Origin of the sequence: Streptomyces beijiangensis (assembly GCF_017315755.1) — a bacterium.
Lineage (GTDB): Bacteria > Actinomycetota > Actinomycetes > Streptomycetales > Streptomycetaceae > Streptomyces > Streptomyces beijiangensis.
The window spans coordinates 750-1,777 of record NZ_JAFLRJ010000656.1; the positions used below are offsets into that span (position 1 = coordinate 750).

General features: G+C 71.4%; 1 protein-coding gene. It reads left to right on the top strand.

The features are described 5' to 3' along the window. Nucleotides 1–125: 125 nt before the first annotated feature. Nucleotides 126–1,028 (top strand): alpha/beta hydrolase (locus tag J0695_RS37990; protein ID WP_206969387.1); only part of this gene is annotated, 903 nt, incomplete at its 3' end.

The window sequence follows — 1,028 nt, forward strand, 5'->3', positions numbered from 1 at the left end:
GCGGGCGACCGGGCGGTCTGGCGGATGTGCTCGAAGTCATTTCCCTACGGTACTCGTTTTCGCTACCTTAGGTATCGATACCTGAAGTCGCGAAACTCTCTGGACCACTGGACGAAGGAGAAGTCATGAGCGAGAACACTGTTGTGATGCGACCGTCCGAGCCCGACTGGCAGACGATCACCGACGAGGAACTGGTCGCCTACCGCGAAGCGGAGAACGCCTTCCGGGCGTCCGGCACGGCGCGGGCGTTCACCGGAGAGCCGGACCCCGGGTCCACGATCCAGTGGCAGACCGTGGCCCTGCCCGGACGTGAGCTTCCGGTACGGGTGTACCGGCCGGCCTCCGGCGAGCGCACGGACCTGCCCCTCGTCGTCCACGTGCACGGCGGCGGGTTCGTCGGCACGGCCGTGCAGTGCGACTGGGTCACCAGCCATGTCGCCGCCCAACTGCCCGCCGTGGTCGTCTCGGTGGAGCATCGCCTCCTCGCCCCGGACAGCCCCCTGTCGGCCGCCGCCGACGACGGCTGGGACGTGCTCCGGCACGTGGTGCGGCATGCATCGCAGTGGGGCGTCGATCCGTCGCGGATCGCCGTATTCGGCGAGAGCTGCGGCGGGTTGATCGGCGCGCTGGCGGCGATCCGGGCCCGCGAGACCGGCCTGCGGCTCAGGGCGCAGGTGCTGGTCAACCCCGCTGTCGACGTCACCGGGACGATGTTCGACTACGCCTCGATGGCCGAGTACGGGCACGCCCCGACCCCCGCCGAGCCCCTGCTGCGCTACTTCCAGCGGCTCGCCGTGCCGCCCGGGACCGACTCCCGCGCCCTCTCCCCGCTGTACGCAGACGAGTTGAGCGGGCTGGCCCCGGCGCTCGTCGTCGTACCGACCGCCGATGCGATTGCCGATCACGGCCGCAGCTACGCCGAACGCCTGCGCGCCGCCGGGACCCCCACGCAGCTCACCGAGTACCCCGGAGCGCCGCACGCGTTCCTCAGCCTGCCGGGCGTGGTGCCGCAGGCCGAGCCCGCGCGG